Source organism: Bradyrhizobium sp. (assembly GCF_019242285.1).
GTDB lineage: Bacteria > Pseudomonadota > Alphaproteobacteria > Rhizobiales > Xanthobacteraceae > Bradyrhizobium.
The window spans coordinates 1-8,092 of sequence record NZ_JAFAVV010000901.1 but is presented as its reverse complement, the minus strand read 5'-3'; the positions used below and the strand labels follow the sequence as shown (position 1 = coordinate 8,092).

General features: G+C 66.4%; 8 protein-coding genes and 1 pseudogene. 7 read left to right on the top strand and 2 right to left on the bottom strand.

Annotated features, from left to right (window positions below):
- From JOY90_RS36970 to JOY90_RS36955, 4 genes and pseudogenes are all read left to right on the top strand, one after another.
- Positions 1-402, top strand: a pseudogene (locus JOY90_RS36970) (ATP phosphoribosyltransferase); the annotation flags it as partial.
- Positions 403-499: 97 nt separating this feature from the next.
- On the top strand, positions 500-1,546 hold the full coding sequence (locus JOY90_RS36965; protein WP_291696024.1) for a glycosyltransferase family 2 protein: 1,047 nt from the start codon (positions 500-502) through the stop codon (positions 1,544-1,546).
- Positions 1,543-2,370: a ChbG/HpnK family deacetylase gene (locus tag JOY90_RS36960; protein ID WP_291696023.1), complete on the top strand. Its 828-nt coding sequence runs from the start codon at positions 1,543-1,545 to the stop codon at positions 2,368-2,370. Before JOY90_RS36965 ends, JOY90_RS36960 begins: the two co-directional genes overlap by 4 nt.
- A gap of 129 nt (positions 2,371-2,499) precedes the next feature.
- Positions 2,500-3,366: a DUF2076 domain-containing protein gene (locus JOY90_RS36955; RefSeq protein WP_291696022.1), complete on the top strand. Its 867-nt coding sequence runs from the start codon at positions 2,500-2,502 to the stop codon at positions 3,364-3,366.
- A 77-nt stretch (positions 3,367-3,443) separates the two neighbouring features.
- Here the strand turns inward: JOY90_RS36955 and JOY90_RS36950 are convergent, their stop codons facing one another.
- Positions 3,444-4,211 carry a L,D-transpeptidase gene (locus JOY90_RS36950; protein ID WP_291696021.1) on the bottom strand — a complete coding sequence of 256 codons (768 nt, stop codon included), beginning with the start codon at positions 4,209-4,211 and terminating at the stop codon, positions 3,444-3,446.
- A 296-nt stretch (positions 4,212-4,507) separates the two neighbouring features.
- Between JOY90_RS36950 and JOY90_RS36945 the strand changes: the two genes are divergently transcribed.
- Positions 4,508-5,284, top strand: coding sequence for a protein phosphatase CheZ (locus JOY90_RS36945; protein WP_291696020.1), 777 nt, complete (start codon positions 4,508-4,510; stop codon positions 5,282-5,284).
- Positions 5,285-5,470: 186 nt separating this feature from the next.
- On the opposite strand, the gene JOY90_RS36940 is transcribed toward JOY90_RS36945, so the two are convergent.
- Positions 5,471-5,980, bottom strand: a complete 510-nt coding sequence (locus tag JOY90_RS36940) for a hypothetical protein (protein ID WP_291696019.1) — start codon at positions 5,978-5,980, stop codon at positions 5,471-5,473.
- Positions 5,981-6,293: 313 nt separating this feature from the next.
- On the opposite strand from JOY90_RS36940, the gene groES reads away from it, so the two are divergent.
- Together groES and groL are read left to right on the top strand one after the other, a co-directional pair.
- Positions 6,294-6,590: a co-chaperone GroES gene (groES, locus tag JOY90_RS36935; protein ID WP_291696018.1), complete on the top strand. Its 297-nt coding sequence runs from the start codon at positions 6,294-6,296 to the stop codon at positions 6,588-6,590.
- Positions 6,591-6,669: 79 nt separating this feature from the next.
- A partial coding sequence (gene groL, locus JOY90_RS36930) for a chaperonin GroEL (RefSeq protein WP_291696017.1) occupies positions 6,670-8,092 on the top strand: 1,423 nt, incomplete at its 3' end.

Here is an 8,092-nt window from a genome sequence, read left to right as displayed (position 1 = left end):
CTCAAGGTGCTCGACGACGGCGTGATCCTGAGGAGCCAGGCCAATCTGGTCGCCGCGCGCGACGCCGACTGGTCGGCGGACGCCCGCGAGATGGCGCGCATCATCCTCGACCACATCGCCGCGCGCGCCCGCGCCCACAAATACCGCGAGGTCCGCACCCGTTTCGCCGGCAGCAACGATCGGCTGCTGGCGGAAGCCCACAACCGCTTCGGTGTGGTCGCCCCGTTCGGCGGTCCGACCTCGTCGGGCATGCTGACGCTGCACTGCCCGCCGGCGCAGCTCTATGCCCTCGGCAGCTTCCTGCGCACCCACGGCGCCGACACGGTGTCGGTGGCCTCCCTCGACTATGTTCTCGACCGCGAGAACCCGCTATTCGCGAAGCTCGAGGCGTTTCTCCGATAAGTGAGGCGAAGCGCCGCTGCCCGAGGTTCCGAACGGTGTGGCGACAAGCCTGCCCGCTTGCCATATGTTCGAGGCATATGAGCCGGGAACCCGATCGATGATGCTTGGAAGCGATGTTTCGAGCCTGTCCACGACGGCTGCGACCGCGGCTGCACAGGGGCTGTCGATCGTCGTGCCCGTCTACAACGAGGCGGCCGGGCTCGCTGCACTGCACCAGCGACTGAACGTGCTGGCAGCGAACCTGAAGGAGCGTTTTCGCCTTCGTTGCGAGGTCGTCTATGTCGACGACGGTAGCAGCGATTCGACGCTTGCGATCGCCCGCGGCCTCGAGGCCGACACGCTGGACATCCAGGTGGTGTCGCTGTCGCGCAATTTCGGCAAGGAGGCGGCGCTGATGGCGGGGCTCGACCATGCCCGGCGCGGCGCCGTGCTGTTCATGGACGGCGACGGCCAGCATCCGCCCGCGCTGGTCGAAAAGCTCGTCGACCACTGGATCAATGGCGGCTACGACGTGGTCTATACCGCGAAGGCGCACCGCGACAACGAATCGCTGCCGCGCCGCCTCGCGGTGCACGGCTTCTACGCGCTGATCAACTGGGGCGCGCGGCAGAAGATCCCGGAGGATGCCGGCGACTTTCGACTGCTGTCGCCGCGCGCGGTCGCGGCGCTGCGGCAACTGCCTGAGCGCAACCGCTTCTTCAAGGGGCTTGCGAGCTGGATCGGCTTCCGCCAGATCAGGGTCGACTACGAGCCGGCGCCGCGCGCGCATGGCGTCACCACCTTCAGCTTCATGCGGCTGCTCGGATTGTCGATCGAGGGACTGACCTCGTTCTCGGTGGCGCCGCTGCGCTTTGCGAGCCTGCTCGGCATCCTGCTCGCATCGGCCGCCTTCCTGTTCGGATTGTCGATCCTGTGGGAGGTCTGGACCACCGGCAAGCAGGTGCCGGGCTATCCGTCGCTGGTGGTCGGCCTGATGACGATCGGCGGCGTGCAGCTCATCATGATCGGCATCGTCGGCGAATATATCGGCAAGATCCTCTCCGAGCTGAAGGCGCGTCCGATCTATTTCGTCGCCGAGCACTCCGAGAAGCTGTTCGAGGCGGACAAGGCGGAGAGCGCCTCCGAGAGGACCGCGGCCGAATGAAGCCGATCTGGCTCGTCGCCGACGACTACGGCATCAGCCCCGGCGTCAACCGCGCGATCCGCGACCTGATTGCGCGCGGCCGGCTCAACGCGACCTCCGTGATGGTGGTTGCGGGCGCGGTCGGACCCGCCGAGGTCGCGGCGCTGAAGCAGGCTGCAGCCGCGAGCCCGCGCTGTGCGATCGGCCTGCATGCGACGCTGACCGCGCCGTTCCGGCCGCTGAGCCTGCACTTCCGCCCGCTCGATGGCGGCATGTTCCCGTCGTTTCCGAAACTGCTGCGCGCCGGCCAGTTGCGGCAGCTCGATGGCGAGATCATCCGCGCCGAGCTCGTCATGCAGCTCAACGCCTTCCGCGAGCTGTTCGGCCGGCCGCCCGACTTCGTCGACGGCCACCAGCACGTACAGCTCTATCCGCAGGTCCGCGACGGATTCCTGGCCGCGGTGAAGGAAAAGTCGCCCGCGGCCTGGGTGCGGCAGGCCGGGCGCTATCTGCCGCTTCGAATGCGGATCGGCTCGCCCAAGGCGCTATTCCTGGATTTCCTCTCCGCGCAGTTCAAGCGCCGCGCCGCGCAGGCAGGGCTTGCCGTCAACCCAGCCTTCTCCGGTGCCTATGACTTCTCCCGCAAGCCCGATTATGGCGCGCTGATGCGGCAGTTCCTGCACGGATTGCCGGCGCAGGGCGTGGTGATGTGCCATCCGGGCTTCGTCGACGAGATGCTGACGAGCCTCGATCCGCTCACCGACATGCGCGAAGTCGAGCACGCCTATCTGGCGGGCGACGATTTTCCAAAACTGCTCGCGGCGACCGAAGTTACATTGGCCTAGCCGGCCGCCACGCAAGCCGCGGGACCTGTTGTCGCATACCGAAATTTAATTTCCCCCGCCGCTGGCCGCGACACAAACCGCCCCTACATTCTGGCCCGCGCTTCGAGGTGAGGACGCGAGGAGAACGCCATGACACCGCAAGAACGCCAATTGGTTGACGACCTTTTCGACCGGCTCGCGAAGCTGGAGAATGCGCCGCGCGACCCGGACGCCGACGCCGCCATTCTCCAGGGGCTGCGCAAGGCGCCGAACGCCGCCTACGCGCTGGTGCAGACGGTGCTGCTGCAGGACGAGGCCCTGAAGCGCGCCAACGGCCGCATCCAGGAACTCGAGCAGCAGGTCCAGGGCCAGCAAACCCAGGGCCAGAGCCAGTCCGGCGGCTTTCTCGATTCGATGCGCGATGCGATCTTCGGCTCCGGCGGCAGCAATCCATCGCGCGGCTCGGTGCCCAACGTCCCGCCGCCGCAGCAGCAGAGCCGCCCGGTGTGGAACAGCGGCCAGGTGCTGCAGGGCACGCAGCAGGGCGGCTACCAGGGCTCGCCCCATGACCAGGGCGGCTATGGCCAACCGCCCTATGGCCAAGGGGGGTATGGCGGCTATGGCGGCCAGCCTTACGGCACGCCGGCGTTCGGCGGCGGCGGATCGTTCCTCGGCACGGCGGCCGCGGCCGCGGCCGGCGTCGTCGGTGGCTCGCTCCTGCTCGGCGGCATCCGCTCGATGATGGGCGGCGGTCACCATCAGGCGTTCGGCGACACCACGATCATCAACGAGCCGGGATCAGGCCGCAACCCCTGGTCCGATCAATCGGGCAGCTCGCTCGCCAATGACCTCGGCGCCAATGACGTCGGGCTCGCCGCCGATCACGCCGACGACAGCCGGCGCGCCGGACTGTTCGACCAGACCTCGAACGATGACGACGACCGCGACGACATGGATATCGACGGGGACGATTTCGGCGGCAACGGCAATGACGACGGCGGCAGCGACTACGCGTAGCCGCATCCGATCTGCTGGAACGAAAACGGCCGCCTGAAGAGGCGGCCGTCCGGTGTCGCGGAGAGCGCCCGCGGCGCTCAGAGCACGATGACCCGCGTGCCGACGTTGACGCGACCATAGAGATCGATCACGTCCTGGTTCCGCATCCGGATACAGCCGGACGAGACGTTGGTGCCGATTGTCCACGGCTCGTTGGAGCCGTGGATGCGGTAAAGCGAGGATCCGAGATACATCGCGCGCGCGCCGAGCGGGTTGGCCGGTCCGCCCTCCATGTGCCGCGGCAAATCGGGCCGCCGTACCAGCATCTCCGCCGGCGGCGTCCAATCCGGCCATTCCCGCTTCGCCGAGATCGACTTCACGCCCGACCAGGTGAAGCCGGGCCGGCCGACGCCGATGCCGTAGCGCAGCGCCTTGCCGTCGCTCTCGACCAGATAGAGGAACTTGTTCGGCGTATCGATCACGATGGTACCGGCGACCTCCTTGCCGGAATAGTCGACGAGCTGCTTCTCGTATTTCGGATCGAGCGGACGCTGGGTCTCGTCATCACCGGCGTCGGGCTGGGCGAGCTGCGGCGGCGCGTAGGCGGGCTGCGGCTGGTACACGGGATAGGACGGCTGCTGAAGGCGGCCTCCCTGCGCGGCCCGATCGCCGAACAGGAATTCGATGAAGCCGCCGCCCATGCCGGAGCGCTGATTATAGGCGGTACGCACGGGCGCCTGCGTTTCGCCGGCATAGATCACGCTGGGCTCGGGCCGGGTCGTGGCGTCGAACGCCGTGGCATCGTCCATGGCTGCGGTGAAAAGGGTGGCGCCGACCAGCAGCGCGAGAGCGAAATTCTTCGACATCGACGTACTCTGTACTGGTTTCGTCATGACGCTTGCGGCAGCAGCGTCTCCACGCCAGACAGTTAGATTCAAAAGCCGGTCGGTTTGGTAAACGGAGACCGCTTTTCGATTCACCATGCCGGGCGCGGCGCCCGGATTTGGCCGCCACGGTTTATTTCGGGTGAACGCGCCTCCCTCATGGTTAACCGCGCCTTGGCCCAGCCCGCGGATACGCCCTCGCAACGATTGCGCGTGTGAACTCCATGTTAAACGGCATCTGCGTAAAACTTGAACGAGTGCAGTTCAGGAACCTATTCATGGCCGTTCATCGCAAGCGTTTTCGTATCGAGGAAGCCTTCGGCGACCTGCCGGTCCTCGAAGTCACAGGCGGAGAAATTGGACCGATGCATCACGAGATCATGGCTGAGCTGCGCGCGATCCGGGCTCAGATGGGACATGCGGCACCCGGCGCAAGCAGCGCGGCGACGGCGGTGATCGAGGATTCGGCGGCTCGCGAAATCGCCGAGGCGCGCGTGCTGCTCGAAACCTATCGCGCCCAGATCGAGCAGTGCGAGAAGCTGAAGGTCGAGCTCGACCTCATTCACGACGCCATCAACCGTACCAAGCGCGAGATCGCGGTGCTGCACGGCAAGAGCTTCAACGGCGAGGAGATGGCCAAGGTCAATGGCGAGCTTGGCGCCGTGGTCGGCGGCACCGAGCACGCCACCCAGCAGATCCTCGAAGCCGCCGAAGCGATCGACCAGGCGGCGAGCGCGCTGTCCAAGGTGAACTCGCCCGAACAGCAGAAGATCCTGAGCGAGGAGATCCAGGAGCGCGTGATCTCGATCTTCGAGGCCTGCAACTTCCAGGACCTGACCGGTCAGCGCATCAGCAAGGTGATGATCACGATGCGGTTCATCGAGCAGCACATCATCCAGATGATGGACATCTGGGGCGGCGTCGACGCGATCAAGGCACATGCGCCGCCGATCGTCGACACCCGCGAGGGCGACGCCCGCCTGCTCAACGGGCCGAAGCTCGAGGGCGACGCCGGCCACGCCTCGCAGGACGACATCGACGCGCTGTTTGATTGACGCGATAGTCGCAATTCACAACGACAACGCCGGCCCCGGGGCCGGCGTCTTTGTTCATATGCGCAGGCGTGTAGGGCGGGCTAAGCGCAGCGTGCCCACCGCCCCGAGCGATGCCGTCGAGAGAATGGTGGGCACGGGCGCTTGCGCGCCCTTGGCCGACCCTGCGACTGCCGTTCGCGTCTCGCCTCACGCGCGCGGGGCGCAGCGGACGTAGACCATGTTGCCGTAGCGGGTGGCGGCATCCTTGTCGACGAAGCGGGTCACCAGCACCCGCCCGTCGAAGGAGACGACCTCGCGGTCCTGCTCGCCGCCGGGCGGCCCCTCCGGGCCGATGTAGTTCTTGCCGCCCCGGCTGCCCTTCAGCCGCAATTCCTGCGGCGTGGCCTGGTCCGCAAGATGCATCACCACGCCGCCGGAGGTGCCGGCCCCGATGACATAGGGCTGCTTGCACTGGGCCTGGGCCTGCTTCTCGGTCCGGGCGCGGTCGTTGGGATTCTGGTAGGAGGCCAGACCCCATTTGCCGACCAGTTCGTCGGGGCGGATGGTCGCGGGCATCGTGGGTTCGACGCCCTGCTCCGTCGGCGTCGTAGGCTGGGATGAGGTCAGGCTGAAGCTGCTGCAGGCGCCGAGCAATGTCGTGAGCGCCGCGGCGACCGAAAGATTGGCGACCGTGCGCGCGCCTCGCAAGCTGATCATGGTATTCCCCCGAATGAGATTCGTGGCCGCTCCCGCCCCGCAACCAAGCGCAAAACTGCTGTCGGAGCAATAACTACGCCTGACACTCACACACAGTTTCGTTCGCCAGCATCCCATATCGGTCTCAAGAAGGCCTTAACCGCATTGCTTGACAGGATCGGCGCCAAGCCATATTCCGGGCACGCATTAGCACTCACAAGGCACGATTGCCAACGAGCGCGCGCCCCGTTGCCGCCATGCCGGCGTCCAATGCGGGCCGCATTCCGCGCCGCTATCGCTAGCCGCCGACTGACGAGCCTGCAAAGGAAACCTCATGAGCAAGTCCAGATTCCGTCCGCTGCACGACCGCGTCGTGGTGAAGCGCATCGACGCCGAGGAGAAGACCAAAGGCGGCATCATCATTCCCGATACCGCGAAGGAGAAGCCCTCGCAGGGCGAGGTCACTGCGGTGGGCCCGGGCGGCCGCGACGAGGCCGGCAAGCTGATCCCGATCGACCTCAAGGTCGGCGACCGCGTGCTGTTCGGCAAGTGGTCGGGCACCGAGGTCAAGCTCGACGGCGAGGAGCTCCTGATCATGAAGGAGTCCGACATCATGGGCGTGCTGGCCTGATCCGACACCGACCAATCCACTCATCCTGTTCGGACGCGGGCAAGTTCGAGGGACGAGCAACACCTCCAGGAGTATTCGAATGGCTGCCAAGGACGTAAAATTTGCCGGCGACGCGCGTGACCGCATGCTGCGCGGCGTCGACATCCTCGCCAACGCCGTCAAGGTGACGCTCGGCCCGAAGGGCCGCAACGTCGTCATCGAGAAGAGCTTCGGCGCCCCGCGCATCACCAAGGACGGCGTCACCGTCGCCAAGGAGATCGAACTCGACGACAAGTTCGAGAACATGGGCGCACAGATGCTGCGCGAGGTCGCCTCCAAGACCAACGACGCCGCGGGCGACGGCACCACCACCGCGACCGTGCTGGCGCAGGCGATCGTGCGCGAGGGCGGCAAGTCGGTCGCCGCCGGCATGAACCCGATGGACCTCAAGCGCGGCATCGACATCGCGGTCACCGCCGTGGTCAAGGATCTCGAAAAGCGCGCCAAGCCGGTCGCCTCCTCCTCAGAGGTCGCCCAGGTCGGCACCATCTCCGCCAATGGCGACGCCGCGATCGGCAAGATGATCGCGCAGGCGATGCAGAAGGTCGGCAACGAGGGCGTCATCACGGTCGAGGAGAACAAGTCGCTGCAGACCGAAGTCGACATCGTCGAAGGCATGAAGTTCGACCGCGGCTATCTCTCGCCCTATTTCGTCACCAACGCGGAGAAGATGACGGCCGAGCTCGAGGACGTCTACGTCCTGCTGCACGAGAAGAAGCTGTCCGGCCTGCAGGCGATGCTGCCGGTGCTGGAGGCGGTGGTGCAGTCGGGCCGTCCGCTTTTGATCGTCGCCGAGGACGTCGAGGGCGAGGCGCTGGCGACGCTGGTCGTCAACCGCCTGCGCGGCGGCCTGAAGGTCGCCGCCGTCAAGGCGCCGGGCTTCGGCGACCGCCGCAAGGCCATGCTCGAGGACATCGCGATCCTGACCGGCGGCCAGCTGATCTCCGAAGAGCTCGGCATGAAGCTCGAGAACGTGACCGTCAAGATGCTCGGCCGCGCCCGCAAGGTCGTGATCGACAAGGAGAACACCACGATCGTCAAGGGCGCCGGCAAGAAGAAGGACATCGAAGCCCGCGTCGGCCAGATCAAGGCGCAGATCGAGGAAACCACCTCGGACTACGACCGCGAGAAGCTGCAGGAGCGACTGGCCAAGCTCGCCGGCGGCGTTGCCGTGATCAAGGTCGGCGGCGCCACCGAGATCGAGGTCAAGGAGAAGAAGGACCGTGTCGAGGACGCGCTCAACGCCACCCGCGCCGCCGTGCAGGAGGGCATCGTGCCGGGCGGCGGCGTCGCCCTGCTGCGCGCCAAGAAGGCGGTCGGCCGTCTCACCAACCCGAATGCCGACGTTCAGGCCGGCATCAACATCGTGCTCAAGGCCCTGGAAGCCCCGCTGCGCCAGATCTCGGAAAACGCCGGTGTCGAAGGCTCGATCGTGGTCGGCAAGATCCTCGAAAACAAGTCGG